Source organism: Acinetobacter portensis (assembly GCF_023158935.1).
GTDB classification, from domain to species: domain Bacteria; phylum Pseudomonadota; class Gammaproteobacteria; order Pseudomonadales; family Moraxellaceae; genus Acinetobacter; species Acinetobacter faecalis.
In genome coordinates this window covers 767,165-793,045 of the sequence record NZ_CP096120.1, presented here as the reverse complement: position 1 = coordinate 793,045, position 25,881 = coordinate 767,165, and the positions used below count along the sequence as shown (strand labels likewise).

Below are 25,881 nucleotides of genomic sequence, written 5' to 3'. Positions count from 1 at the left end.
ATTTTCGCATAAATCTGCGTGGAAATATATCTGAATCGGAAAGCGAATATTGAGACGCAATGTACTTATTAAGCCACTTTTTAAATAAAAAATCCCAACAATGCTTTAAAACACGTTGGGATTTTTCTAAATATCGCAATTAAGGCTATGAGATAGATTAAATCACCTCAACCACAACTTTACCTATATGCTCGCCTGTATCCATACATGCATGTGCATCTTGAATTTGGTCAAATTTGAATGTTTTATAAATCATTGGTAAGCATTCGCCTTTTGCCCAAAGTGGTGCAACATTAGCTTTTAAGCCTTCCGTAATTTCAGCTTTTTCTGCGGTATTACGCGCACGCATTGTCGAACCTGTAATGGTCAAGCGTTTCATCATAATTTGACCGAGTTTTACATCTTTGGCTTTTGCACCACCTAAGAATGCAATGTAGACCAAACGACCATCACGACGTAATAGATTTAAGTTTTGTGCCAAATATGGCGCACCAACAATATCTAAAATAACATCTACACCATGTTCGTTATTTGCTTCATTAATCACTTGCTCAAAATCTTGAGTTTTGTAGTTAATGGCAGTGGTGATGTTTGAAATTGCTTTTACTTTTTCATCTGAACCCACTGTTGCAAACGTTTTTAATCCTAAAGCATTACAAAGCATGATTGCCGTAGTACCAATACCGCTTGTTCCGCCATGAATGAGTACTGTTTCACCTGCTTTGGCTTTACCCATTTGGAATACGTTTGCCCAAACAGTGTAGAAGGTTTCAGGAATTGCAGCGGCTTGCACATAGCTTACATTTTCAGGAATATTTAAAGTTTGGCTTTCAGGTACAACGCAATATTCTGCATAACCACCACCATTGGTAAGTCCGCAAACTTTATCGCCCACTTTAAATTGTGTCACATTTTCACCAACGGCAAATACTTCGCCTGCAACTTCCAAACCCGGCACAGGTGTTACGCCTTTTGGCATTGGGTATAAACCCTGACGCTGTAAAATGTCTGGACGATTAATACCAAATGCATGTACTTTTACAAGCACTTCATCTGCTTTTGGGCTTGGAATTGCTACAGTTTCATAGGCAAGTTTATCGATATCGCCCGGTTCTGTAATAATGACTTGTTGCATGCTTGCTTGTGACATTTGCTTTTCCTTATTTATTTACTATTCATGTTTCTTGTGCTTATTTGAACATAGTTAATTCATGCTTAGAAGCCAATTTACACTTATGTCCAATGTAGAATCATCAAGTTATTAAATAGCATAACTGCATTGTTATTTTGGTGAATCAACAAATTTCATTAAAAAATTACGTACAATTGGCAATACAATTAAAATTAATGGAAATGCCAACAACCAAGATTTTGCCCAAGCAAACAACCAAAGTTCTAAAAAGTTATGTACCAATCCTAAATTTAGAATCATGTTGTAGCATGAAATTGCACCACTCATAATGCCAGATAAAATGAGTGGCATAAGCCATGTCAGATGTTTTGGATGAAATTTAATTTTGCTCATAATAATTTTTCAGCCTATATCTTTAATTTGCATTGCTGCTTGGTGAATTATTTTTGCAATACTTGCGACTTTATCAGGATGAATTTCATCATCTTGTAAATGCTGTCTAAGCGAAGCTTTAAGTTCATCCATTGCTTCTTTTATTTGGGTTAATTCCGTATTGTTTTGAATTTTTATACGTGTATTAAAACGGCAAAGTGTTTTATCTATTTTTTGTTTTTGCGCCTGAAGATGTTCTATGCCTTTTGAATTGATGTGATATTGCTTTCGACCATCTTCGCTTAAATGAACTTCTGTATAGCCTTGTTCTTCTAAGTAATTAATAGTTGGGCAAATGGTGCCTGTACTTGGTTTGTAGTTTCCACCAACTAAGTTTGCAACGTCTTTGATGATGTCGTAGCTAAATTTAGGCTGTTGTGAAATAAAATGAAGTACCAATAGCTTCATTTCGCCTGTTTCAAACAAGCGTTTTCTTGGCTTTGAAGTACCATCAATTTCAGTAATAATTTCTGATTTAGGCATAGTAAAGATATATCTTACAATTAATTAAGATATATCTTAATATAGCTTCTTAAAATTTAAAAGCATATACATTATATTTTTTGTAATATTTAATACTTCACTTATCATTCATTAAGCTTTATTTTAACTCGACTATCATTTTAATTTTAAAAAGAAAAATGGCTTCATCGCATAATCGTGATATTTTTTTAGCCTCTTTCATTCCCTCACTTTTTATTGCTGGATGGACTTGGTTATTACATTTTCCATGGGATTCGGTTTTCTATACAGTGGCTGCTATCGAGTTCTTGATATTTCTAATTATTTGGGGTTTTGAACGACAAGCGAGTGATGTAAAAGGCGCAAGCGGTTGGATGCTATTTTTTTCTATCTTTTTACAATTTTTTATTTTAGTTGGAATAACTGTATCACGTCTGATTGTTTTGATTGCACAATTATTTTTTATTGGCTTTTTATAAATAAGTTTTTGAATTTCATCACTAGCTTAATTAAAATTCTCAAATCTATACAAAAAAAACCCGCAATTACGCGGGTTTTTTTAAATTAATCCAATCTATTACAGACGAACCAATTCAACAATCTTTTCAGCTAACTCTTCAACAGCATCCACAGCAACAGTTGCATCTGTGCCTTCAGCGACAGTTGTAATTACCACAACACCAGTTTCACGTAAAAGAGCAACTTGAGCAGCATCTAAACCAGCTTTAGCAATTGCGACAACACCTTGTTGAAGTAACAAGTTTTCAAGTACTTGAGCATTGTCCAACGCAGTTTCAGAAACAGTAACAGACGCAGGCTTTTGACCTAAACGTGCAGCACGTGCTTCCGCAGTTACAGGGTTGGTATGTGCTGTCCATTCAACAGACTCCTCTACCATACCCGCACCAATCGTCACGTTATTTAAACGATCAATAAAAATGAACGAGCCTGTGTAACGGCTGTCTTTATAACGGTCAAATACAACAGGCGCGTCAAACTCAACAGTTACGTTAGCAATAGAGTTTAGCTCTAAACTTTCAACTTGTGCTTTTTCAAGCGTGTTCACATTTGTACGGAAATTAATTGCAGTCACTTTAGCAGGAACAGTTTGCGTACCCACTTTTAAGTTATACAACTTACCAATTACAAGCGGTTGATCTGCCATCCAAACAACAGTTGCATTCACAGAACGTGAAATAAACGGCTCAGCTTGATCTGCACGAACTAAAACGTTACCACGTGAAATATCAATTTCATCGTTTAAAGTAAGCGTTACAGCTTGACCTGCAACAGCACGTTCTAAGTTGCCGTCAAAAGTCACAATCTCTTTAACAGTTGAAGATTTACCTGATGGTAAAGCCACAATTGTATCACCAACAGAAACATCACCTAACGCAACAGTTCCACAGAAACCACGGAAGTCCAAGTTAGGGCGGTTTACATATTGAACTGGGAAACGGAAATCTTGCTTCGCAGATGTACGGTTAATTTCAACTGTTTCCAACGTTTCCATCAACGTTTGACCTTGATACCAAGGTGTGCTCGCAGATTTGTTTACAACGTTATCACCATTTAAAGCTGAAATTGGTGTAAAGATAATGTTTGCAGGTTTACGATCACCCAACTGATTAACAAAGTCGTTATATTCAGTCTGAATTTCATTGAAACGAGTTTCAGAGAATTCCACCAAGTCCATTTTGTTGATTGCAACAATAATGTTCTTAATGCCTAACAAGCTTGCAATAAATGTATGGCGACGAGTTTGAGTCTGAACACCATAACGCGCATCAATTAAGATAATCGCAAGGTCACAAGTAGATGCACCTGTCGCCATGTTACGCGTGTATTGTTCGTGCCCCGGTGTATCCGCAATAATGAACTTACGTTTTTCTGTAGAGAAATAACGGTAAGCCACATCAATGGTAATACCCTGTTCACGTTCAGCTTGTAAGCCGTCTACAAGTAAAGCCAAGTCAGGTGCATCACCTGTTGTACCTACTTTTTTAGAATCCCGCGTAACTGCTTGCAATTGATCTTCATAAATCAATTTTGAATCGTAAAGTAAACGACCAATTAAAGTCGATTTACCGTCATCTACGTTACCGCAAGTTAAAAAACGCAATAAGTCTTTATTTTCGTGTTGTTTTAAATAACCCAAGATATCTTGGCTAATTAAATCTGATTGATGAGACATTGCTCAAACTCCACATATTCTTTTGAAATCGTTTTCTAATCTCTTTAATCCCTCTAAATCTCCCTTTGTTAAGGGAGACTTTGCTCCGCTTTTGAAGCCCCTCTTTTATAAAGAGGTGAGTAGCACTGCTACGCAAGGGAGATTCTTGGGGGGAAAATTAAATTAGAAGTAACCCTCTTGTTTCTTCTTCTCCATCGAGCCTGCTTCATCATGGTCAATCATACGACCTTGACGTTCAGAACTTGTTGCCAAAAGCATTTCCTGAATAATTTCAGGCAATGTGTCAGCTTCAGACTCAACAGCACCAGTAAGTGGGTAACAACCCAAAGTACGGAAACGTACCGATTTCATTTGCGGAACTTCACCTTCTTTTAAAGGCATACGTTCATCATCAACCATAATCAGTGTGCCACTACGTTCAACTACAGGACGTTCTGCAGCTAAATAAAGCGGTACTAATGGAATGCTTTCCAAGTAAATGTATTGCCAAATATCAAGCTCAGTCCAGTTTGATAATGGGAACACACGAATACTTTCACCTTTGTTCACTTTACCGTTGTAAAGGTTCCAAAGTTCTGGACGTTGGTTTTTAGGATCCCAACGGTGTTTCGAATCACGGAATGAATAAACACGTTCTTTTGCACGTGATTTTTCTTCGTCACGGCGTGCGCCACCAAATGCAGCATCAAAACCATATTTATCAAGTGCTTGTTTTAAGCCTTGAGTTTTCATGATGTCTGTATATTTAGAGCTACCATGGTCGAATGGGTTAATGCCAGCATCAACACCCTCTTTGTTTTGATGCACGATCAAATCAAAGCCATGCTTTTTCGCCATGTTGTCACGGAACGCAATCATATCCTTGAATTTCCAACCTGTATCTACATGTAGAAGTGGAAATGGAAGTTTTGCGGGATAGAATGCTTTGAGGGCTAAATGCAGCATGACTGCTGAATCTTTACCAATTGAATAGAGCATAACTGGGTTTTCAAACTCAGCAGCTACTTCACGGATAATATGAATACTCTCAGCTTCAAGCTGTTTTAGATGAGTAAGTCTTTCCTCATTTAACGACATGGACAACACCAGCTTAGAAAACGTGTACTTATGACACATATGAAATTTTATATACATTATAGTGATTTAGTTATTCATTCTATTGCTTGTTTTCTGATATTAATATGCAAATTCATCATATAAAGCTTTATTGATATTGCTTATTCAATATAATTAAGCACAGTATTAAAATCATTCAATTCAAATCTATTTTTTAGTTTTTTATCGTTGAAATTTTTAGAGCCAATAGTGACCTTATTAGTCGTAAAAACTATTATAAAACCCTTATATTTTACACCAAATATGATTAAATAAAGACATTCAAGTAAAAGACTTATATTTATGCCTTATAGCCATTTTGATATCGAAGCCCTTAAAAGCAGCTTAGAACAAGCAGCGCTTGCAGGCTATATCTATCAGCATCAGCAACATATGTTAGTACTGCAAGAAGCATTAAATGACGATGGTTCTGCACTAAATAACTTTATTCAACACGAACATACAGCCGACCAATTAGGTCTGCAATTTGGTCTACGACTTTCGGAGAAGCAATGGCAGTTTGTTGTTGGTATTACACACAGCAACCAAGACCGTAGCTATGAAATTGGCGCAGGCAATTTAAAGGGAGATGAACGCGCATTTAACTTACTTTATGCCTTCTACAACTTCCCTAAAGGCTTTTACACCATCAACATGCCTTTAGCTTGTAACAGTCAACAACTTACACAAGCAATTGAACAACAACTTTTCCAGTTAGATAGTATGTCTTTCTTAAATACCGCTATTAAGACCAATCCTATGGGTCAACAAGTTGAATGGATGAAAGACTTTATTGTGCAGCAAGCATTAGACATGAAAGTTCGCATTCAAACTGCCCTACTTTAAGTATTATTTAAAGTACAAAAAACCCGCATTAAGCGGGTTTTTTAGTTTCACAACTTATGCATTTTTATGACGCATATGAGGGAATAAAATTACATCACGGATACTTGGCGCATTTGCAAATAACATGACCAAACGGTCAATACCAATACCCTGACCTGCTGTAGGCGGTAAACCATATTCTAATGCTTCAACGAAGTCTGCATCGTAATGCATTGCTTCATCATCACCCGCTTCTTTTTCGTCAACTTGCGCTTGGAAACGTTCTGCTTGGTCAATTGGGTCATTTAACTCAGAGAAACCATTTGCAAGTTCACGACCACCAATGAAAAATTCAAAACGGTCTGTAATATGCGGATTGTCATCGTTACGACGTGCCAATGGAGAAGTTTCCGCTGGGTATTCTGTAATAAACGTAGGCTGACGAAGTTTAGTTTCAACCGTTTCTTCAAATACGATTGTTTGAAGCTTGCCTAAACCAAAACCTGGCTTAACTTGTTCTTTCAATGTTTCTTTCACAAAGTTCGCAAGGAATTCACGGTCACCCACATTTTCAGGGGTAAATTCTGGGTTATGTTCAAGAATTGCATCAAACATTGAAATTTTCTTGAATGGACCTTTAAAGCTATACACTTCTTCGCCATAAGGAACATCTGTAGAACCCAAAATATCGATTGCCAGCTTCTCAAGCATTTTTTCAGTCAATTCCATCAAATCTTTGTAATCTGCATAAGCTTGATAGAATTCAATCATTGTGAATTCTGGGTTATGACGTGTAGACACACCTTCGTTACGGAAGTTACGGTTAATTTCAAACACACGCTCAAAACCACCAACAACTAAACGTTTCAAGTAAAGTTCAGGCGCAATACGCAAGAATAATGGCATATCTAATGCATTATGATGCGTTTCAAATGGACGCGCAGAAGCACCACCCGGAATAACATGCATCATTGGTGTTTCAACTTCCATGAAACGTTGTTCAGTTAAGAACGCACGAATACCAGAAACTACTTTTGCACGAATTTCAAAAGTTTTACGTGTTTCTTCGTTTACGATTAAATCTAGGTAACGTTTACGATACTTTACTTCTGTATCTGTTAAACCATGGAATTTATCTGGAAGTGGACGTAATGATTTTGTTAATAATTCAAAATGTTCAATATGTACGTAAAGATCGCCTTTACCAGAACGACCTACATAACCTTTAACCGCAATAATATCACCAAGGTCTAAACCTTTAATTGTTTCCAACACTTCAGGCGCAAGTTCTTTACGTGCAACATATAACTGGATACGACCAGTCATATCTTGAATTACCATAAATGAACCACGATTAAGCATTACACGACCAGCGACAGATACATAAACCTTTTCACCTGCTTCAATATCTTCTTTAGATACATTTGCAAATTGATCTTGTAAGTCTTGTGCGTAATGTTCACGTTTAAACGTATTTGGCCAAGGGCTAACACCCGTTTCTTTTGCTTGTTCTTGGATTTGCTTTAACTTGGCATGACGCTGTGCAATTAAATCGTTTTCGGAAATAGTTTGTTCAGAAGTCGATTGAGCGTTATTTTGCGTCATCTCTGCCTCGTAATTTAGATAAGAAATAGAAGTGGCATAGAATAGCAGATTTAGAGCATAATGCGCAGAGAGAAATACTGTTCATGTATAAAAATCTACGATGTAATACAAAATTATAAGAATTAACGCTATTTTTTATATTTTTAAAATAGTTAAAGCCTTTTCTTTTAACACAATAACATTGTTTAAAACTTAGACTAAAGCCTTAAAACCACTCAAAAAATAGACCAAAATCTAAGATGCACATTATCTTATTTAAATTAAAATTAGACTTAACCATTTGTTGAAAAATCACGTTTTAACATTTTTACTTTGTGAATAAATAATAATGACGACTTACACTTCAACAGTTTTGTTTTTTCATGGTTTGGACTCTTCAAGAGATTCAACAAAATTTCACGCGATTGATGCGCCTAAAAAATATTGTATTAACGTTGATTATCGAAATTTAAATTTTGAAACAGTCGCTCAGTTTTATCACGATATTATTGAGAAAATTAATCCACACATTATTGTGGGTCATAGCTTAGGTGGATATTGGGCTTTATTAATGTCCTTTAAACATCAAATTCCATGCGTTATTGCTAACCCTAATTTAACACCGAATTTCCGTGACGACTACCCTCCTATTTCTGATAAAATTTTAGATCATGACATTCAGCAAATGGCATATTTAGAATTAGGTGATGAAATTTTAGATATGCACGGGACAAAAGAATTTTTAGAAAATTATATGCAAATTCAAAGCATTGAAGACGGACATCACCGCTTAGAACATCCTGAAAGAATTAATGATTTAATTTTAGAAATAGAAAAGTCTTTTTAAGCAAATTTATTGCAATATTCAAAATAAAAAAGCCACAATTTATGTGGCTTTTTTAGTATCTAATAAAGCTTATGCAGCTACAGATTCAGGCTTAGATTTATCATCTAAAACAGTCCAAATATCTAAACCCAAATCAGCATGTAAATCTGGTAAGTCTAGGAAAATACTTGCACCAAGAACATTGTGATTACATTTTTCAGCAAGTTGTTTTACTGCTTTTAAAGTACCGCCAGTTGCAAGCACGTCATCTACAATAATGACTTTTTGGCTTTCAATTTCAGCCGACATTTCTAAACGATCCAAACCGTATTCTAGGCTGTAACCAACACCTACAACAGGAGGTGGCAACTTACCTGCTTTACGAACCAAAATAAGCCCTTTGCCTGTACGCTGTGCAAGTAAGCTTGCTAAAACAAAGCCGCGCGCTTCTACAGCAATAAAGCTTTCAACTTCTTCAAGTTGTTTTGCAGGAATACTCGCAATAAGTGCATCAGTCAAAAGACCAATGTTATTCATAAATAATGGTGTTAGATCGTAGAAGCAAATACCTGGTTTTGGAAAATCTTGAACCGTACGAATGTGTGACCACAGAACTGTAGACTGATTACTCATGGGAGAAATTTAATAAATAGGAGAATAGTTGAATTTTACAGCTTATTTTTAGCAAGGGCTAGCAAATCAGGCTTGTATTAAAAATAATCACACGAACCAAAAAATACTAAGCGTTTGTATTTATTACTTTATTTTCTATCTAAATATCAAATATAGATTCATCTGATTATAAAATACAGAATTACTTGAAAAAAGTATGTTCAACTTAAGTCTAAACAACCTACTTTTATCTTTCTAGCATCATCAAATATTTATTCAGTTTAATTGTTCATTTGTTCTTTAAATTTCAACATTCCAATGATTTATGACAAGTTTTGTTCATTAATTACATACATTTTTGAAAATGCCCAATTAAAGAAAGATATTTACTTTACTTTCCCTATGTAACTGCGTAAAAATTTACGTATATATGTACGCTGATCGTCATATAAAAAGTATCTTGCCTTTTATAAGGATTTTCACTGATCTCGTTTTGATCGGTATTGGAGAGTCAAATGAAAAAATATCAATGCATCGTATGTGGATGGATTTATGACGAAGCAGAAGGTTGCCCTGAAGATGGCATCGTTGCAGGTACGAAATGGGAAGATGTTCCAGATGACTGGACTTGCCCTGACTGTGGCGTTTCTAAAGTAGATTTTGAGATGATTGAAATCTAAGTATTTGCACGAAAGACCATCATCTGGTCTTTTTTATGCACTATTCCTTTTAACGTGGAGATTGTTATGCATCCTATCGTCATCATTGGTTCAGGTATGGCGGGTTATACCGTAGCTCGTGAGTTCCGTAAATTAAATACAGAACAAGAACTTGTTATGATTTGTGCCGATGACGCAGTAAATTATGCAAAACCAACGCTTTCAAACGCATTAGTAGGCAACAAAGCACCAGAGCAAATTGCTTTAGGCGATGCAGAAAAAATGAGTGCTCAACTCAATATGCGCATTGAAAAAAATACGTGGGTGAAAAGCATAGATGCAGAAAATCACCTTTTAAGTTTAGAAAAAGATGGTGTTGAATCTACACTAACTTATGCAAAACTTGTTTTAGCAATAGGTGCAAATCCTATTCGCTTGGCTATTTCAGGCGATGCAAGTGATGATATTCATGTTGTAAACAACTTAAGTGACTACACCGCTTTTCGTAAGCAAATTGACCTCAATCACGATAAACGTGTCGTAATTTTAGGTGCAGGTTTAATTGGTTGTGAATTTGCCAATGACTTACAAAACACAGGTCATAAAGTTACTGTTATCGACTTAGCAACTCAGCCACTTTGCCGTTTATTGCCTGCACATGTTGCATCTGCATTTAAACAAGGTTTAGAAGATACTGGCGTTCACTTTGTACTGGGTACAACAGTTGAAAAAATCTCTAAAGCAGACAACCACAGCTATGTTGTGACTTTAGCGAATGGACAATCTTTTATTGCAGATGCCGTTCTTTCTGCAATTGGCTTACAACCTAATACAGCACTTGCAAAAGCAACAAATATTGCAACAGCTCGTGGCGTACTTACAAATAGCTCACTTGAAACAAATCAGGCAGATATTTTTGCCGTAGGTGACTGTGCTGAAGTAAATGGAACTTTACTACCTTTTGTCATGCCAATTATGCAACAAGCACGTGCGCTTGCTAAAACACTTAATGGCGTACAAACAACAGTTCATTACCCTGCTATGCCTGTAGCTGTAAAAACACCTGCTGCACCTCTTACTGTTTTAGCTGTTCCAAATGACCTAGAGGTAACTTGGCAAACTGAAGAACTAGATGATGGTATGATTGCAAAAGCTTTCGATTCATCTGAAACTTTACGTGGCTTTGTATTATTAGGTGCAACAGCGGCGAAACAACGTTTAGTATTAACGAAACTTGTTCCCGACTTGATACCTGCATCTGTTTAAGGTTTAAATGACAAGGATGCCTAAAAGCACCCTTGTTAGGAAAATAAAAATGAATAGTGCCCTAAAATTTCAGGACTCCCCTTACACCTCTTTTATGTCTGAAACTAAAGTGACTTTAGCAAATGGCATAGAACTTCATGTAGAAGTAGGCGGTAAAAAAGATGATCCTGCCATTTTGCTCATTATGGGCTTAGGTGCACAATTACTATTTTGGCCTGATTTTTTTTGTAAAACACTTATTGATCAAGGCTTTCGTGTGATACGTTATGATAATCGAGATATAGGATTATCTAGTAAAATACGAAACAAAGGACCAAAACTAAATACCATAAAAATGATGGGTCGCTTTTCTGTTGGTCTACAAAATCAGGGAGCGCCTTATAGCCTATATGATATGGCTGAAGATGCTGCCTTGTTAATTGAGAGACTTGGTCTAGAAAAAGCTCATGTGATTGGCGCTTCTATGGGTGGTATGATTGCACAAATTCTTGCATCAAATTATCCAGAAAAAGTACAAAGTCTTGGCTTACTCTTTACCAGTAATAATAAACCTTTTTTACCTTTACCTTACCCAAAACAACTTTTAAGTTTAATTGCCAAGCCAGAATCAGCAGATGAAAATGGTATTATTGATCATAGTATTCATGTGCTCAAAACCATTGGATCTCCGGGCTTTGTCAATCAACTGGAAGTCATTCAAACAGCGAAGAAACTATATCGTCGAAGTTATTACCCAACGGGTGTACTTCAACAGTTTTTAGCAATATTATGTACAGGATCATTGTTACATTTAAATAAGCAGATTCAAAAACCAACCCTTGTTGTTCATGGTTCTTGCGATCGTTTATTGCCTCCTGGGCATGGTAAAGCTGTTGCAAAAGCAATACCAGGTGCTAAGTTTGAATTAATTGAAGGAATGGGGCATGATGTCCCTCCGCACTTTATTCCTTATCTTAGCGGACTATTTGTACATCACTTTAAATCGAAAAATTAGGACACTATGGCTGCATTACCATCCCTAAGACAGCTGTCATATCTAGTTACACTGTCTGAAACGCTGCACTTCACAGAAGCCGCACGCCGCTCATTTGTAACCCAATCGACTTTGTCGGGCGGCATCATGGAGTTAGAGCGATTATTGGGTGGCGTACTCGTTGAACGTGATCGCCAAAACGTACGCTTAACCCCTTTGGGTGAACAAGTCGTTGCACGAGCTCGTGTTCTATTGGCCGATGCTCAAGATTTAATGCGTTTAAGTCGTGAAATGAGTGAACCACTTACTGGTGATTTACATCTTGGCGTTATTCCAACAATTGCACCATTTATTTTGGCGCAACTGTTAGATGAAGTGCATAAGCAACTGCCTAAAATTCAATTACATTTCCATGAAGCTCAAAGTGAAAAAATTGTAGAAAAGTTAGAATATGGCAATCTAGATATGGTTGTTCTTGCGCTTCCCTTCGATACACGTAGCTTAAAAGTTTCTGAAATTACACGTGAAAATTTATGTTTGGTTTATCATAAATCTGACCAAAATGCGGCAAATGCGAAAACGTTAGATCAGCTTGATCTATCTCGCTTAATGTTGCTTGAAGAAGGTCATTGTTTACGTGATCATGCATTAAGCGCTTGCCCAATTGGCGAACGTAAAAATGATCATCGTTTAAAAGCAAGCTCTCTTCCTACGCTTGTAGAAATGATTTCTGCGAACCTTGGCTTTACTTTACTTCCTGAAATTGCCATTCACACCAATATGGTGAAAGCAAATCCAGATTTAATAGTGAAATCAATTGATGCTGCACCTAGCCGTACATTGGCTTTGGTTACACGTAAAAGCACACCACTTCAAAGTGAATTTGATGTTCTTTTACAAATTCTGCAAAAAATCACACAAAACTTGCAGTAATTTCTTTAGCTCATTAAAAAGGAGTCATATTTGACTCCTTTTTTTGTTTTACACTTTAAAGATTATTTAATCTCAGCAAGTAATAAACGCTGTGAATTGTGTAATTCCTTACCTGCTTCAACGCTCGCACGTAACCAAGTTCCATCACTTTGTAGTAACCAAGCTTGTTGATTATCTTTTAAATAAGTCAGTAAACCTTGTTGGTAAATACGTTTTTTCAATGCCGGATCTACAATTGGGAAACACGCTTCAACACGATTAAATAAGTTACGATCCATCCAATCTGCACTTGAACAATAAATACGTGCATCACCATTATTACTGAAATAATAAACACGTGTATGTTCTAAGAAACGTCCAACAATTGAACGCACACGAATATTCTCAGACAAACCTGGTAAACCAGGACGCAAGCAACAAATTGAACGAATAATCAAATCAATTTGCACGCCTGCTTGAGAAGCTTCATACAATTTATTGATAAGCTGTACTTCTGTCAAAGCATTCACTTTCACAATAATTTGCGCAGGTTTTCCTGCTTTTGCATTGGCAATTTCATCATCAATAAAATTAAGCAATTGAGCATGAAGCGTAAATGGTGCATGTAAAAGCTTTTTCAGCTTCGCCATTTTGCCCATTCCTGTTAATTCTTGGAATACGCGATGCACATCCTCACATAGCTCTTTATCTGTTGTAAGTAAGCCGTAGTCTGTATAAATACGAGCATTTCCTGCGTGATAATTTCCTGTGCCTAAATGCACATAGCGCACAAGTTTATTGTTTTCACGGCGCACAACCAAAATCATTTTGGCATGTGTTTTATAGCCCACAATGCCATATACAACGACAGCACCCGCTTCTTGCAATACATTAGCTACTTCAATATTTGATTCTTCATCAAAACGTGCACGAAGCTCAATAACGGCTGTAACTTCTTTACCATTGCGTGCTGCTTCTGCAAGCACCTGAACAATTTCAGAATCTGGACCACTACGGTATAAGGTTTGCTTAATTGCTAAAACCTGTGGATCACGCGCAGCTTCACGTAATAAATTAATAACAGGAGCAAAAGATTCAAATGGATGATGGAGCAAAATATCTTGTTTTTGCATTGCACTAAAAATATTTTCAGATTTTTTTAGTACTTTAGGAATAATTGGCGTGTGTGAATCGTAACGTAAATGTGGACGCTTAAAGTTTGTAAGTAAACGTGCAAGATTTACAGGTCCATGTACTTTATAAAGTTGAGATTCGTGTAAATCAAATTCATCTAATAAATATTCATAAATATTTTTTGGGCAGTTTTGCGTCACTTCTAAACGAACTGCACGACCAAAACGACGTGAATTTAACTCACCTTTTAAAGCTTTTGCTAAATCTTCAACATCTTCATTTAATGCTAAATCTGCATTACGTGTTACGCGGAATTGGTAACAACCCGTTGCTGTCATACCTGGGAACAAGTCTGAAACATGTTCATGGATAATTGCAGACAGCATAACATGATGCTCTTTACCATCTGTTAATTCATCTGGTAAGCGTACAACGCGTGGCAATGAGCGTGGTGCAGGAACAACGGCTAAATCGATTTGACGACCAAATGCGTCTTTACCTTCCAAAGTAACAATAAAATTAAGTGACTTGTTCACTAACCGTGGAAATGGATGTGCAGGGTCTAAGCTAATTGGCGTTAATACAGGAGCAACTTGTTCTTGGAAGTATTTTTTAACCCATGCAGATTGTGCAGGTGTTAATTCGCCACGGCGTAAGAAGCAAATATCTTCTTCACGTAATTTAGGCAAAATTTCTTCATTTAAAATACGATATTGACGTTCAATCGCTTCATGCGTCGTTTTAGAAATTTTTTCTAAAACCTGCTTAGGCGTTAAACCATCTGGGCTATGACTTTCATTACCTAAATCAAGTTCTTCCATCATTCCCGCAACACGAATTTCAAAAAATTCATCTAAATTGCGAGAAAAAATAAGCAAGAAATTCATACGTTCAAGCAATGGATGAAGTGGATCTACTGCTTGCTCCAATACACGTAAATGAAAATCTAAAATTGATAATTCACGGTTAATATAACGGTCGTTATATGCGTATTCAATTTGTGTTGGAGTTTCATTAACAGCTGTATTCATAAATCACCATCATTTTTTTAAGTATGCCCATACCTATAAGTATGCTTCAAAATTGTGACAATTTCATAAAAAAAGCCCAATTAATATAGACTTTTTATTAACTGCTTATAACATGTGCGCCCTATGGAATTTGGCTATAGTGCATATACTTTTGAATCATACGCTTACGATATTTCAACTTGCTGTCATGCCGTCTATCTTGAAAATACTTAGGATTAGGTAAAATCGCTGCCAAGAAAATGGCTTGCTCACGGCTTAAGCTTTTTGAGGATTTTCCAAAATAATATTGTGTTGCAGCTTCAATTCCGTAAATATTTTCACCAAATTCCACGGAGTTTAAATACACTTCTAAAATACGTTCTTTCGACCACATTCGCTCCATCATCCAAGTAATAACGGCTTCTTGCCCTTTTCGAATGAAAGATCGTTTGTTATATAAAAATAGATTTTTTGCCAATTGCTGTGAAATAGTTGAACCGCCTGCAACTAGTTTTCCTTTGTCTTTATTGCGCTCTAAAGCAACTCGCATTCCATCCCAGTCAAAACCATTATGGCTCATGAATTTACCATCTTCTGCAGCAACAACAGCATGCTTTAAATAGTCGCTAATTTGGTCATAATCACGCCATTCATGTTTAATCGGCGTCGACATATCAGAAAAATAATCTATACGCATAAACATTGTTGTATTTACAGGATTCGTACGCCACCAAGCCAGACTTGCAAAAATCCATAATTGGATAATGAGTACAAGGCTAATCAGTAGCATCAATATACGCAGAATAAAGGCTTTCACTTTAGAGTCGTACCCCTGTCGAATTTTTTCGTGTTATCTTAGAACTTATAAGCTTTTCTAAAAAGCTTATTTTCATTGTTATCATAATTAATCATATCTCAAAAATCATATGTCCAATCAAAATCCACCAATTATTCACACAAAAGTTGAAATCCATCTGTGGTGGCTTACTGCCGTCATTATTGCCATTAATGTTGCTTTGTTTTCATGGCAAGTGATTACAGGTATGGATGTTTCAAATCCTAGCTCTGCTGATGCAATTCGGTGGGGTGCAGATTATGCACCATTAACTTTTTTAACAGAACCATTTCGTTTATTTAGTAGTATGTTTTTCCACTTTGGGCTAATTCACCTCATGCTCAATATGTGGGCTTTATATATTTTTGGCAGTGTGGTTGAGCAGCTTTTTGGGCGTTGGTATTTTGTAGGATTGTACATTTTAGCAGGGCTTTCAGGCAGTTTATTAAGTGGATATATCTCTATTCAAGACAGCTATACCCTACTTAGTTCTAATACAATGATTCCTGAATTACTGCCTCGTGTAGGCGCTGGTGCTTCTGGTGCTGTAATGGGCTTAGGTGCATCTTTAACACTTTTAGCAATATTGCCGCCATTAGCACGTCAAAAATTCATTCTAGATAAAAAAACCCTCATTATTGTGATGGTCATTAACTTAAGCATGGGCTTTATGATTTCAGGTATTAATAATGCCGCTCATATTGGCGGAATGCTGATGGGCCTATTGCTTACTTTTATTTGGTATTTTGGACAGAAATTTAATAAAAGTAAGCTATTCACATGGTTTGGCATTGTTCTAGGTAGCGTTCTTTGTTATTTCAGCTACCAATACTGCTTAGCTCAAGTAGAATACATTTCACCACTTTGGCAAGCATTACTTGAGCATTTAACGAATTAAATGCTCCAAGCTAAAACATAAAATGAAGATGAATCTCTTATTGATTCATCTCTCTTAAACTTTGTAATGGTGGAATTTCAGATAAATAACTTAATCTATAACGTCCAATGAGCGCACAAAGCAACGTCATACTTAAAGGTAAAATCAACCAAATTTCCCAATGCATTTGCATCATTAAATCCATTTTATAACTAGCAATTGCACTAATTACTTCAGCAAATAAACACGCAACAATACCTGCAACCAAGCCCATAAATCCAATTTCAAAGGTCATCATTTGCTTAAGTTTTTGCTTAGAACCGCCAAAAGAACGTAATAATGCAACTTCTCGTTTACGCTCCTCCATCAGCAAATTCAAACATGCAATCAGCACTAAAATGCCCGAAATACTCACCAATATCGCAAGTAAACTTATAATTTGAACCAACACGCTCACAATACGTTTTACTTCATCCAATATAAGGCTGATATCAATAAACACCGTATTGGAAAATTGCTGAATTGTTTCAATTAATTTGGGCTTATCTTGCTCAGGAACATAGAAACTTCCTAAATAACTTCCTGCATTTTCATCCATAGTTTGTGGTGAAAATATAAAGAAAAAGTTAGGACTAAAACTTTCCCACTCAACGGTTCGCAGATTAATCACCTTGGCTTCTAATAAACCCTCAGGCAAGCTAAATGTAAGTTTATCGCCAATATGAATACCTAACTCTTTTGCGGTTTTAGCTTCTACAGAAACTTCATTTTTAGCTGTAAATTTGGCACTGCCCTCTATAATTATATTATCTGTAGGATATTGCTCAGATTGCGTTAAATTCAGTTCACGGCGCAAAGAGTTGTTTTGCTTAACTAATTCTTGAGCAAAAGGTTGATCATTTTTAGCAACTAATCTGCCACGAATATTTGGATATAGAGGCGTACTTTTCCATTGATTTGTATCTAACTGGTTTTTCAGTTCAGGCATATCAAATGGTGGTAAACCATATACAAATTGGTTGGGTGTTCCCTCTGGTAATTGTTGCTGCCAACGATCTAACAAATCTGTTCTTAATACAGCTAAAACTGTAATTAAACTTAATCCTAAAGCTAAAGCAGTAATTTGAAATGCAGATTGATATGGTACACGTACATAAGCCGAAACTTTCCATTTCAAGCTTTGAATAAATTTAAGAACCGCCCAAATACATGCATATAAAACAGCGCACAATACAATAATTGCGCCAATTACCCACAGCGTTAATACTAAATTTTCAGTTAAAACTACGCTAAAAATAACTAAACCTAATGTGCCTGTGAGTAACATCCAAAGCATAGATTTCACAGATTTTTCTTGTTGACGAATCACACGAATAGGCGGTGTATTTAATAATTGCATAAGACTAGGAACAACAAATCCTAAAAGTACAACTGCACTTGTCAGCATAGCTATTGGTAAAGGTCCTAACAACATATCAAGTGCTGAAAATTGCAATTCAATATGTGGGATAAGCTGTAGCATAAGCTGTAATAAACCATAGCCAAGTGCCAACCCAACAACGCATCCAACCACAATAGAAATAGCCAAAACAACAGCAAGCAAACTTAAATACGCAGTTAAAATTTGTTTTTTTGTGGAGCCAATACAACGAAGTAAAGCAATATGATCTTGATTTTGCTGCACATAACGCTGACTTGTAAGCGCAATTGCAATACCACACAATAAAATTGTTAAAATATTAGCAAGTTGTAAAAAGGTATCTAAATTTGCAATTGGTTTCATCAAGCGAGTATTACCTTCACTTGCATTACGGAGCCTTAAACTATTTTGCTCATCCGCATTTGCATTATCGGCAGTTGTGTCATTTTTATTTGGCTTTACAATTGCTTTAAAAGTTTGCTCAAACTTTTTAGTATTTTTTGCATCGCCAGAAAGTAATAAGCGATGCTCAATTCGACTTCCTGTTTGAATGGCATTGGTTTTTGCTATATCTGCTTGTGAAATAATGACAGTTGGCGAAAATGCAGAAAAACCAAGCTCTTGATTCGAATCATGTTCAATTTCAGCACCCACTTTAAATTGCCCATCTGCAATATTAAGTGTGTCTCCACCTTTTACTTTCAGTAAATCCATTGCTCGTGAACTTAGCCAAACCTCACCTGACTTTATTTTCTCAGATGCATTTTCTTTGACTTTTAACTCACCACGTAAAGGAAAGGCATCATCTATTGCCTTTACATTCACCATCACAAATTGATCATTGGTAAATGCCATAGAACCAAAAACTGTCGCATTGGACTGCTGTAAATTCAGTTTTTTCGCTTCTTCACGCCATTTATTTTCTATAGGATAATTATCGGTAATGACCAAATCTGCTGCGAGCATTTCGGCCGCCTGTAAAGCAACAGCATCTTGAATTTGTTCATTACTAAACTTTAAAGCTGTAGTTGCGCTTATTGCTAAAATTAAAGCAATAATAAGCAGATAGATTCCTGAACTTTTAAAACTTTGAATAAATAAAGGTCGAAAAAGAGCATTCATTTTTATGCTTCCTGAGTTCGATCTACAAGCTGACCATTCAATAATTCATAATGTTTTTGGCATTGTTCTGCAAGCTGAACATCATGTGTAACCAAAACCAAAGTTGTTCCAATTTCTTTATTTAATTCAAAAAGTAATTGTTCAATTTCTTTTGCAGTTTCACCATCTAAATTGCCTGTTGGCTCATCTGCAAAAATAATTTTTGGATCACTAATTAATGCTCGAGCAATTGCAACACGCTGCTGTTCACCACCCGATAAAACTTTAGGTGTTTGTGTTGCTTGACGCTCTAAGCCTACTCTTTTTAATAGTGCTAATGCTTTGTTTTCAGCGTGACTATAGTTAAAGTCAGGTTTTAATCTTAAAGGTAACATCACATTTTCAAGCGCTGTTAAATGAGGTAATAGCTGAAAAGATTGAAAAACAAAACCAATATTTTTTAAACGAACTAAAGCACGTTGCTCTTCATTTAAGGTCTGAATTTGCTCACCACATACAATAAGCTGACCTGAACTTGCCTGATCCAAAGTAGCTAAAATACCCAATAGTGTTGACTTACCAGAACCTGAACGCCCTGTAATTGCAACTTGCTCACCTTGTTTTATTTCTAAATTAAGATTTTCAAAAATACTTAACTCTTTATGTGCAAGTTGTATCTTCTGACTCAATTGTTGTGCAGAAATAATTGCTTGTGGCATGATGGAATTATTCTTGGTGAAATCGGTCATATTGTCCCTGTATGCAAAGTCGCAATTCTAAAAATCGTGTATTGGCGTATATCTGTTTGGTGTGCTTCAGCATCTTGCCCATGTATGTTTCAGCAAAAACGATTATGATCGTTGGAGATAGTTTGAGTGCTGGTTATGGGGTTCAAGTTGAACAAGGCTGGGTTAATTTACTCAAAAAACGTCTTGAGCAACAATATCCCAAAAAACATAAAGTGGTCAATGCAAGTGTTAGCGGTGAAACAACTAGCGGTGCTTTAGCAAGATTACCTAAATTATTAACAACACATAAACCCAATATTGTTGTAATTGAACTGGGTGGAAATGATGGTTTACGTGGACAACCACCGCAGCTCATTCAAAAGAATTTGGCACAACTTGTAAACTTAAGCCAAAAATCGAATGCCAAAGTCATTTTATTTGGAATGAAAATTCCACCAAATTATGGCTCTGCATATCAACAAGCATTTGAAAATTCTTATAAAGTTGTAAGTAATCAATATAAAATTAAATTAATGCCTTTCTTTTTAAAAGATGTTGCAGGTAATAAAAGCTTAATGCAAAAAGACCAAATTCATCCGAATGCTAAAGCACAACCTATTTTATTAAACAATGCATACCCATATATAAAAGGCGCCTTATAAAGCGCCTTTTATTATTACTATTTATTTATAATTTTTAGAAATCGTAGAAAGTTACTTCTCCCGTTTCTAATGAGTATTCTGCGCCTACAACTTTTAACTTGCCTTGACCAATTAAATTCTCAAGTACGGCAGAACCATGACGAAGTTGATTTACGGAAGCAAATACATTTGAACGAACGGCATGTTGTGAAAGTTTTTCTAAATCATCTTTCAATTCGGTCTGCATTAAAATTTCAACGGATGGACGAACACGATTTACAATCGACATTAAGTTTGCAGAAGATGATTGTTCTGGATTCATAAGTACATCAATTGTTGAATGAATCGCACCACAATGTGTATGACCTAAAACCACAACAATTGGACAACCAAAACTATCTGCTGCAAATTCAACGCTACCCACTTGAGATGGCGCTACGATATTACCAGCAACACGAATAACAAATAGATCCCCCAACCCCTGATCAAACACCATTTCTGCGGGTACACGAGAGTCAGAACAACCTAAAATAATTGCGAATGGCTCTTGATTTCCTGCCATTTCTGCACGTTCTTGATGTGTCAAAAGCTTAGGATGACTCGTTTCACCTTGAACGAAACGCAAATTTCCTTTTTTTAAACGATCTAAAGCTTCTGCTGCTGTTAGCATTATTTCTACCACCGACCTTTTAAGTTGTCATAGTTTAATCTCATGTTTTTTGATTGTCACTTGCAAAAAATAATAGCTGCTTATTGTTTATAAGTTTGAATGAATAAATTAAAAGTGAACTTTACATGACACTTCTCACATTTTAATTTCAGCTTTAATTGAATCTTACAAAAACAAAGGATGACAGTCGGATTAAATTATTTATAATAGAATCAAATAGATTGAATAATTTTAATGCTGTTTTATAGGCAAAACATAAATCTAATATTTTAGTACATTTGTAAGAATGCAAAATTTGGGGCTCAAAAATGGAACAAATAAATATTCAATTCTTCAAATTAAGACATGCAGTTTGTATTAGTCTGGCTGTATTTTGTTCAAATTTTTCTTATGCAGACAAATTAAAAGATACAAAAAACAACGAAGCCAATATTTTACAAAATTATTTAAAACAAGAACGATCAAAAGCAGGACTTAAAACAAAAACGCTAAAAGTGGGTGATATTGTTTGGACATATAATGAAGGTGGTGATATTTCTAAGCCTACAGTTTTACTTATTCATGGTTTAGCAGGAACTCGGGATCACTGGAACCGTGTCGCACATTACTTAACACCGCACTACCATGTCATTGCTCCAGATTTACCTACAAATGGCGACACAACATTTCCCAAAAGTTTTGATATGTCTATTCCGAACATTACCTCAGAACTTAGAAACTTTGCACAAAGCATTCATATAGATAAAGACCTCCATATTGCAGGTCATTCTCTAGGTGGTTCTGTTGCTACTGTTTATGCATCACAATATCCATTTGATACACAAAGCCTTTTTTTACTTAGTAGTGCAGGAATCTATAAACAGGCAAACACACGTTATGCCAAAGATCCTAAAACTCTGAAAAATTTACTTGTTTATAAGCAAGGTGATTTTGAACAAGTCATCTATAAATTAATGACGACACCACCTAAAGTTCCTTCCGAGCTTAAAGAAGCACAAGAACAAATTTTAATTTCAAAATCATCCAAAACAAATCAAGCAATTGACCAAATTGTTAAACTTAACCGAATTTACACACCCGATACTTTTGCACAGCTAACACGTAATGTTGAAGCCCCTACTCTCATTATGTGGGGCAAGCAAGATCAAATTATTAATTATGAAGTTGCCAGTGAATTACACCAACTTTTAAAACGCTCAGAAAAACCAATTATTTTAAATAATGTCGGACATATGCCAATTATTGAAGCTGAAAAGCTGGTTGCTCAACATTATTTACCATTCCTTTCAAAGACACAGGACCTAAAGAATCCACTTGCTGATAAACTAATATCTTTCAACTAGGCTTTTAGAATTTTTATGCAAAAAAACCCAATGATTGAGCAACTCATCGAAGCTCATCTCGAATTTTTAGAACATGAATTTTCTCAAGCTAAAACAGTTGAAGATGAGTTTTTGCATTTTCATCATTGGTTTAGAAAACAAAAGCTTCAAGATATTTGGACATTTGAACAAATTAATCAGCTCATTCAAACACAAGTTTTAGCAACGCCTGCAAGCGCATTTTTAATTGAACAAATTGCTGAACATATTCGTTTTGCTTTGGTACACCCTATTAATGAAACAACTAAAATTGCAGATGTTATTCCTGTTTTAACGGTAGATAAAATTGCACAATATGTTGCAAGTAAAAGTGGTCATAGAGAGCGCCTAATCAAAACCGTTGTAAACAATCAAGCCTTCTCAGCAATGGTGACACAGCTTATTCAACATTCTATTCAAGATTATTTAGATAATTCTGCAATGGTGAAAAGCGTTCCTGGTGTTTCAAGCTTTATGAAAATTGGAAAATCTGTATTAGAAACAGTGACCGATTCCAATTTAGAAAACACCATAAATAACTATTTGCAAAAGAATATTCAAAAGTTCAGCCAAATGAGTGAACAAGTTTTAAATAATCATTTTGATGACAATAAGCTTTACCATTTCCAAGCAAATTTATGGCATAAAATTAAAGACAAACCTTTGTCCGTTTTAAAAAACTATATTGAAACGCAAGATTTACCAAAAACTGTAGAAATGGGACATGAAATTTGGGATTTCATTCGCCAAACAAACTATTTAAAACAGCAAGTTCATGATGGTATTTATGCATGGTATGTACGCAATCAAGAACGCTCTTTAGATTTATTATTACGTGATTTAAATATTGATGAAGCCTTAGTTCAAAATGAATTGCAAAATTTATTAGCGCCCATTATTCAAAAAATGGTTTCTACTGAACATTTAAAAACTCGCGCTCGCTTTTATTTGGAAAAATTTTATTATTCTGAGCAAGCTCAAAAAATTCTAGTGAAATAAAAAAAGCCTCCAATTGGAGGCTTTTTAGTATTTGTAGTCTATCAATTAGAACTTATAAGTTAACCCTAAATTATAACGACGACCATCTAATATATAGTTATATGTGTCGGTATCAATTTTTTTATCGAATACGTTATAAACGCCTGCATTTACTTGAATTTTATCTGTAGGTTTATAGTTTAAGCCAACATCTACCATTGTATAAGCAGGCTTGCCTTTAGCCATAGAAGTACGACTTAAATAATCAGACGTTTCACTACGATAATTTACACGCGTCCAAGTACCTACAGTATCTGTTGCTTGCCAATCTACAGTGGTATTAAACATATGTTTTGGCATTTCATTCAGTGGCTTGCCTTTATTTACACCACTTTTTTGCTCTGTGTCTGTAAATGTATAATTCGCATTTAACTTAACAGAATCATTTATTTGCCAACCAAATGTTGTTTCAATACCACGCATATTGGCTTTATCTACGTTTTCACGCAGACTTACAAAATCAAAGTTCTCACCTAACCAAGGGCAACCTGCTGAACCCGAATCACCATTACAAACACGAATTTCTGTAATTTTATCTTTAAATTCACTATTAAATACGGTAATTCCTGCATTCAAATTCGCATTATTATCCCAATTTGCCGATACTTCATAATTAATACTTTTTTCAGGTTTTAAGTCTGGGTTACCAACAATTACACCATTACTTTGACCACCACCAGTTACTTGCCCCCACTCTGCAACTGTTGCACGTAAAGCAGGCGTTTTATAACCTGTAGATACACCACCTTTCACAATCCACTCATCATTTAAAGTCCAAACGCCATAAACTTTAGGGCTTAAGTTATCTCCAAATTTTTCATCTTTATCTAAACGAAGTGATGTTGTTAAAACAAATGGATCTACAATTCTCCAGTTATCTTCTGCAAATAAAGCCCAGCTATAACGATCTAATTTTGAAAGAATTTTACCATTTACTTCTAATTGATTACCTTGATCATTTAGTTCTTCTTTTAAATACATTCCCCCAAAACTAATATTATGTGAACCCAACTGGAACTGATTATTAGTATTGAACGTCGTGTTGGTTGCTTTCATTTGTCTTGAAGGATTTTCATTTTCTTCACGTTGAATATAGGAATTTGTTTTAACAGCCCCCACTTCACCTCTATGTGAAATACTGTATTCGGTACGGTAGTAATCTGTTAATGAATCTGTTGGATATTCACCTTTCTTATTCGGTTTATTTTCGATGGTTTTTCCAACACTACCATTACGATTTTGAATAGAACGTTTAAAGTCAAAATCAATTGCGTGTTTATCATTTGGCGTTAAGGTTAATGTTGCACCACCTGCACGCATTTTTTGTTCTTTATAACCTCCAATAATATTGTCTTCTTCACGCTTCGAATACGTAGCGTTGGCTTTTAAAGATAATAAATCTTTAATTAATGGTCCTGAAACATAAGCATTCGTTTGATGAATATTTCCTGAATCTGAGTTTTCTTGTAATGTTGTATCTACTTTTACAGCACCAGACCATTCTGTCGCAGATTTTTTAGTAATGATATTAATTACACCGCCCATTGCATCTGAACCATAAAGTCCAGACATTGGACCACGAATTACCTCAATTCGCTCAATAGATTCAATACCTGGCAACCAACCCTGCTCAATGCCAGAATTATCACTATTTGGACGGACTGAACGTGTATTTACTTTTTTACCATCAATCATAATGACCGTATAAGCACTGCCCATACCACGAATACTAATATCACTTGAACTACCGCCACCTGTTACAACTACGCCAGGTACATCTTTAAGTGCATCAGTTACATCACGATATGCTTTTTTATTGATATCTTCTTGTGATAATACTGAAATAGTTGCAGCTGCTTTTTTAATATTCTGCTCAAACCCACTTGCGGACACAACTATCGTTTCTAATTTTGCAGTTTCAGTATTTACAGCATTTTTTTCATTATTATTTTCTGCATAAACTACACCTGTAAGACTACTTAATATCAAACTTGCTAATATTGTTTTACTAAAATTGTGTTGCATTAGACCCACCAACTGTTAAGAAATATTAAAAAGTTGGTGGATTTTATAGCTCTATGTAAAATTAATGCA

24 protein-coding genes are annotated in these 25,881 nt (G+C 35.6%); 11 read left to right on the top strand and 13 right to left on the bottom strand.

The window, feature by feature from the left end; translation table 11 throughout:
- Positions 1-157: 157 nt before the first annotated feature.
- The 3 genes from MZO21_RS04035 to MZO21_RS04025 all read right to left on the bottom strand — a co-directional run bounded on the left by MZO21_RS04035 (position 158) and on the right by MZO21_RS04025 (position 2,047).
- Complete coding sequence (locus MZO21_RS04035; protein WP_154773018.1) at positions 158-1,150, bottom strand: NAD(P)H-quinone oxidoreductase; 993 nt, start codon at positions 1,148-1,150, stop codon at positions 158-160.
- 132 nt (positions 1,151-1,282) lie between these two features.
- Positions 1,283-1,525 carry a DUF2798 domain-containing protein gene (locus tag MZO21_RS04030; RefSeq protein ID WP_154773019.1) on the bottom strand — a complete coding sequence of 81 codons (243 nt, stop codon included), beginning with the start codon at positions 1,523-1,525 and terminating at the stop codon, positions 1,283-1,285.
- Positions 1,526-1,534: 9 nt separating this feature from the next.
- On the bottom strand, positions 1,535-2,047 hold the full coding sequence (locus tag MZO21_RS04025; RefSeq protein ID WP_154773020.1) for a PadR family transcriptional regulator: 513 nt from the start codon (positions 2,045-2,047) through the stop codon (positions 1,535-1,537).
- A gap of 158 nt (positions 2,048-2,205) precedes the next feature.
- Here MZO21_RS04025 and MZO21_RS04020 point away from each other — a divergent pair, with 158 nt between their 5' ends.
- The gene (locus MZO21_RS04020; RefSeq protein ID WP_248101762.1) at positions 2,206-2,505 is read left to right on the top strand and encodes a hypothetical protein; all 300 of its coding nucleotides are present in this window, start codon (positions 2,206-2,208) and stop codon (positions 2,503-2,505) included.
- Positions 2,506-2,603: 98 nt separating this feature from the next.
- Here the strand turns inward: MZO21_RS04020 and cysN are convergent, their stop codons facing one another.
- Together cysN and cysD are read right to left on the bottom strand one after the other, a co-directional pair.
- A complete protein-coding gene (cysN, locus tag MZO21_RS04015; RefSeq protein ID WP_248101765.1) occupies positions 2,604-4,220 on the bottom strand; it encodes a sulfate adenylyltransferase subunit CysN in 1,617 nt (538 codons plus the stop codon).
- A 162-nt stretch (positions 4,221-4,382) separates the two neighbouring features.
- Entirely contained in the window at positions 4,383-5,297 is a 915-nt protein-coding gene (gene cysD, locus MZO21_RS04010; protein ID WP_154773023.1) for a sulfate adenylyltransferase subunit CysD, read from the bottom strand.
- 321 nt (positions 5,298-5,618) lie between these two features.
- Here cysD and MZO21_RS04005 point away from each other — a divergent pair, with 321 nt between their 5' ends.
- Positions 5,619-6,161 carry a hypothetical protein gene (locus tag MZO21_RS04005; protein ID WP_248101768.1) on the top strand — a complete coding sequence of 181 codons (543 nt, stop codon included), beginning with the start codon at positions 5,619-5,621 and terminating at the stop codon, positions 6,159-6,161.
- A gap of 54 nt (positions 6,162-6,215) precedes the next feature.
- Here the strand turns inward: MZO21_RS04005 and lysS are convergent, their stop codons facing one another.
- Positions 6,216-7,745 carry a lysine--tRNA ligase gene (lysS, locus tag MZO21_RS04000; protein WP_154773025.1) on the bottom strand — a complete coding sequence of 510 codons (1,530 nt, stop codon included), beginning with the start codon at positions 7,743-7,745 and terminating at the stop codon, positions 6,216-6,218.
- Positions 7,746-8,073: 328 nt separating this feature from the next.
- Here lysS and MZO21_RS03995 point away from each other — a divergent pair, with 328 nt between their 5' ends.
- Positions 8,074-8,571, top strand: a complete 498-nt coding sequence (locus tag MZO21_RS03995) for a YqiA/YcfP family alpha/beta fold hydrolase (protein ID WP_154773026.1) — start codon at positions 8,074-8,076, stop codon at positions 8,569-8,571.
- A 69-nt stretch (positions 8,572-8,640) separates the two neighbouring features.
- On the opposite strand, the gene MZO21_RS03990 is transcribed toward MZO21_RS03995, so the two are convergent.
- A complete protein-coding gene (locus MZO21_RS03990) occupies positions 8,641-9,183 on the bottom strand; it encodes an adenine phosphoribosyltransferase (RefSeq protein ID WP_154773027.1) in 543 nt (180 codons plus the stop codon).
- 494 nt (positions 9,184-9,677) lie between these two features.
- Between MZO21_RS03990 and rubA the strand changes: the two genes are divergently transcribed.
- The 4 genes from rubA (at position 9,678) to oxyR (ending at position 12,993) form a co-directional block, all read left to right on the top strand.
- Positions 9,678-9,842, top strand: coding sequence for a rubredoxin RubA (gene rubA, locus MZO21_RS03985; protein ID WP_154773028.1), 165 nt, complete (start codon positions 9,678-9,680; stop codon positions 9,840-9,842).
- Between the two features lie 66 nt (positions 9,843-9,908).
- Positions 9,909-11,087: an NAD(P)/FAD-dependent oxidoreductase gene (locus MZO21_RS03980; protein ID WP_154773029.1), complete on the top strand. Its 1,179-nt coding sequence runs from the start codon at positions 9,909-9,911 to the stop codon at positions 11,085-11,087.
- A gap of 49 nt (positions 11,088-11,136) precedes the next feature.
- Positions 11,137-12,081, top strand: a complete 945-nt coding sequence (locus tag MZO21_RS03975) for an alpha/beta fold hydrolase (RefSeq protein WP_154773030.1) — start codon at positions 11,137-11,139, stop codon at positions 12,079-12,081.
- A gap of 6 nt (positions 12,082-12,087) precedes the next feature.
- Positions 12,088-12,993 carry a LysR family transcriptional regulator OxyR gene (oxyR, locus tag MZO21_RS03970; protein WP_154773031.1) on the top strand — a complete coding sequence of 302 codons (906 nt, stop codon included), beginning with the start codon at positions 12,088-12,090 and terminating at the stop codon, positions 12,991-12,993.
- Between the two features lie 62 nt (positions 12,994-13,055).
- Here oxyR and ppk1 read toward each other — a convergent pair whose 3' ends face one another.
- Both ppk1 and mtgA read right to left on the bottom strand, forming a co-directional pair.
- Positions 13,056-15,137 carry a polyphosphate kinase 1 gene (gene ppk1, locus MZO21_RS03965; protein ID WP_154773032.1) on the bottom strand — a complete coding sequence of 694 codons (2,082 nt, stop codon included), beginning with the start codon at positions 15,135-15,137 and terminating at the stop codon, positions 13,056-13,058.
- Between the two features lie 121 nt (positions 15,138-15,258).
- On the bottom strand, positions 15,259-15,933 hold the full coding sequence (mtgA, locus tag MZO21_RS03960; RefSeq protein WP_171501297.1) for a monofunctional biosynthetic peptidoglycan transglycosylase: 675 nt from the start codon (positions 15,931-15,933) through the stop codon (positions 15,259-15,261).
- A gap of 109 nt (positions 15,934-16,042) precedes the next feature.
- On the opposite strand from mtgA, the gene MZO21_RS03955 reads away from it, so the two are divergent.
- Positions 16,043-16,849, top strand: coding sequence for a rhomboid family intramembrane serine protease (locus MZO21_RS03955; RefSeq protein ID WP_248101771.1), 807 nt, complete (start codon positions 16,043-16,045; stop codon positions 16,847-16,849).
- A 37-nt stretch (positions 16,850-16,886) separates the two neighbouring features.
- Here MZO21_RS03955 and MZO21_RS03950 read toward each other — a convergent pair whose 3' ends face one another.
- Both MZO21_RS03950 and MZO21_RS03945 read right to left on the bottom strand, forming a co-directional pair.
- Complete coding sequence (locus MZO21_RS03950) at positions 16,887-19,370, bottom strand: ABC transporter permease (protein WP_248101774.1); 2,484 nt, start codon at positions 19,368-19,370, stop codon at positions 16,887-16,889.
- Positions 19,371-19,372: 2 nt separating this feature from the next.
- Complete coding sequence (locus MZO21_RS03945; protein WP_248101777.1) at positions 19,373-20,098, bottom strand: ABC transporter ATP-binding protein; 726 nt, start codon at positions 20,096-20,098, stop codon at positions 19,373-19,375.
- An 11-nt stretch (positions 20,099-20,109) separates the two neighbouring features.
- Between MZO21_RS03945 and MZO21_RS03940 the strand changes: the two genes are divergently transcribed.
- The gene (locus MZO21_RS03940; protein ID WP_248101780.1) at positions 20,110-20,739 is read left to right on the top strand and encodes an arylesterase; all 630 of its coding nucleotides are present in this window, start codon (positions 20,110-20,112) and stop codon (positions 20,737-20,739) included.
- A gap of 34 nt (positions 20,740-20,773) precedes the next feature.
- Here MZO21_RS03940 and MZO21_RS03935 read toward each other — a convergent pair whose 3' ends face one another.
- The gene (locus tag MZO21_RS03935; protein ID WP_154773037.1) at positions 20,774-21,388 is read right to left on the bottom strand and encodes a carbonic anhydrase; all 615 of its coding nucleotides are present in this window, start codon (positions 21,386-21,388) and stop codon (positions 20,774-20,776) included.
- Positions 21,389-21,696: 308 nt separating this feature from the next.
- Here MZO21_RS03935 and MZO21_RS03930 point away from each other — a divergent pair, with 308 nt between their 5' ends.
- Both MZO21_RS03930 and MZO21_RS03925 read left to right on the top strand, forming a co-directional pair.
- A complete protein-coding gene (locus MZO21_RS03930; RefSeq protein ID WP_154773038.1) occupies positions 21,697-22,731 on the top strand; it encodes an alpha/beta fold hydrolase in 1,035 nt (344 codons plus the stop codon).
- 15 nt (positions 22,732-22,746) lie between these two features.
- Positions 22,747-23,748 carry a hypothetical protein gene (locus MZO21_RS03925; protein ID WP_248101783.1) on the top strand — a complete coding sequence of 334 codons (1,002 nt, stop codon included), beginning with the start codon at positions 22,747-22,749 and terminating at the stop codon, positions 23,746-23,748.
- 45 nt (positions 23,749-23,793) lie between these two features.
- Here MZO21_RS03925 and MZO21_RS03920 read toward each other — a convergent pair whose 3' ends face one another.
- Complete coding sequence (locus MZO21_RS03920) at positions 23,794-25,812, bottom strand: ligand-gated channel protein (protein WP_248101786.1); 2,019 nt, start codon at positions 25,810-25,812, stop codon at positions 23,794-23,796.
- Positions 25,813-25,881 lie beyond the last annotated feature (69 nt).

What these genes read in the sequence shown, in the direction of transcription:
- MZO21_RS04035 (WP_154773018.1), bottom strand. Translation starts at nt 1,150, where the DNA reads ATGTCACAAGCAAGCATGCAACAAGTCATTATTACAGAACCGGGCGAT.
- MZO21_RS04030 (WP_154773019.1), bottom strand. Translation starts at nt 1,525, where the DNA reads ATGAGCAAAATTAAATTTCATCCAAAACATCTGACATGGCTTATGCCA.
- MZO21_RS04025 (WP_154773020.1), bottom strand. Translation starts at nt 2,047, where the DNA reads ATGCCTAAATCAGAAATTATTACTGAAATTGATGGTACTTCAAAGCCA.
- MZO21_RS04020 (WP_248101762.1), top strand. Translation starts at nt 2,206, where the DNA reads ATGGCTTCATCGCATAATCGTGATATTTTTTTAGCCTCTTTCATTCCC.
- cysN (WP_248101765.1), bottom strand. Translation starts at nt 4,220, where the DNA reads ATGTCTCATCAATCAGATTTAATTAGCCAAGATATCTTGGGTTATTTA.
- cysD (WP_154773023.1), bottom strand. Translation starts at nt 5,297, where the DNA reads ATGTCGTTAAATGAGGAAAGACTTACTCATCTAAAACAGCTTGAAGCT.
- MZO21_RS04005 (WP_248101768.1), top strand. Translation starts at nt 5,619, where the DNA reads ATGCCTTATAGCCATTTTGATATCGAAGCCCTTAAAAGCAGCTTAGAA.
- lysS (WP_154773025.1), bottom strand. Translation starts at nt 7,745, where the DNA reads ATGACGCAAAATAACGCTCAATCGACTTCTGAACAAACTATTTCCGAA.
- MZO21_RS03995 (WP_154773026.1), top strand. Translation starts at nt 8,074, where the DNA reads ATGACGACTTACACTTCAACAGTTTTGTTTTTTCATGGTTTGGACTCT.
- MZO21_RS03990 (WP_154773027.1), bottom strand. Translation starts at nt 9,183, where the DNA reads ATGAGTAATCAGTCTACAGTTCTGTGGTCACACATTCGTACGGTTCAA.
- rubA (WP_154773028.1), top strand. Translation starts at nt 9,678, where the DNA reads ATGAAAAAATATCAATGCATCGTATGTGGATGGATTTATGACGAAGCA.
- MZO21_RS03980 (WP_154773029.1), top strand. Translation starts at nt 9,909, where the DNA reads ATGCATCCTATCGTCATCATTGGTTCAGGTATGGCGGGTTATACCGTA.
- MZO21_RS03975 (WP_154773030.1), top strand. Translation starts at nt 11,137, where the DNA reads ATGAATAGTGCCCTAAAATTTCAGGACTCCCCTTACACCTCTTTTATG.
- oxyR (WP_154773031.1), top strand. Translation starts at nt 12,088, where the DNA reads ATGGCTGCATTACCATCCCTAAGACAGCTGTCATATCTAGTTACACTG.
- ppk1 (WP_154773032.1), bottom strand. Translation starts at nt 15,137, where the DNA reads ATGAATACAGCTGTTAATGAAACTCCAACACAAATTGAATACGCATAT.
- MZO21_RS03955 (WP_248101771.1), top strand. Translation starts at nt 16,043, where the DNA reads ATGTCCAATCAAAATCCACCAATTATTCACACAAAAGTTGAAATCCAT.
- MZO21_RS03950 (WP_248101774.1), bottom strand. Translation starts at nt 19,370, where the DNA reads ATGAATGCTCTTTTTCGACCTTTATTTATTCAAAGTTTTAAAAGTTCA.
- MZO21_RS03945 (WP_248101777.1), bottom strand. Translation starts at nt 20,098, where the DNA reads ATGACCGATTTCACCAAGAATAATTCCATCATGCCACAAGCAATTATT.
- MZO21_RS03940 (WP_248101780.1), top strand. Translation starts at nt 20,110, where the DNA reads ATGCAAAGTCGCAATTCTAAAAATCGTGTATTGGCGTATATCTGTTTG.
- MZO21_RS03935 (WP_154773037.1), bottom strand. Translation starts at nt 21,388, where the DNA reads ATGCTAACAGCAGCAGAAGCTTTAGATCGTTTAAAAAAAGGAAATTTG.
- MZO21_RS03930 (WP_154773038.1), top strand. Translation starts at nt 21,697, where the DNA reads ATGGAACAAATAAATATTCAATTCTTCAAATTAAGACATGCAGTTTGT.
- MZO21_RS03925 (WP_248101783.1), top strand. Translation starts at nt 22,747, where the DNA reads ATGCAAAAAAACCCAATGATTGAGCAACTCATCGAAGCTCATCTCGAA.
- MZO21_RS03920 (WP_248101786.1), bottom strand. Translation starts at nt 25,812, where the DNA reads ATGCAACACAATTTTAGTAAAACAATATTAGCAAGTTTGATATTAAGT.